The organism is Neisseria sp. P0008.S010 (assembly GCF_051962715.1).
Lineage (GTDB): Bacteria > Pseudomonadota > Gammaproteobacteria > Burkholderiales > Neisseriaceae > Neisseria > Neisseria elongata.
Window position 1 is genome coordinate 1 of sequence record NZ_JBQCVA010000274.1, and the last position, 276, is coordinate 276.

At 65.2% G+C, this 276-nt stretch carries 1 protein-coding gene; it reads right to left on the minus strand.

The window, feature by feature from the left end; all coding sequences use genetic code 11:
- A partial coding sequence (locus ACTHSL_RS13555) for a hypothetical protein (RefSeq protein ID WP_440381717.1) occupies nucleotides 1–276 on the minus strand: 276 nt, incomplete at both ends.

Sequence of the window (276 nt, forward strand, 5' to 3'; positions counted from 1 at the left end):
ACGAAGGACAGCATGACTTCGGTGCCTTCGTGCAGGGGGAAGTGGATGCCGTATTCGGGACCGGCATAGGGTTTGGCCAGTCGGACGGGACGGCTTTCTCCGCCGGGACTCCATTCGTCCAGGTCAAACGGGAGTTTGACGCGGTAGCGTCCCATGTCGTCGATATAGGCGTAGGTGCAGTTCTCCGCCGCGGTTACCCGTGCGGGCAGTGTGCCGGCGATGTGGGGGCGCGGGGTGGTGCGTTCGGGACGGAAGGCGAGTTGGGCGGGAACGGCG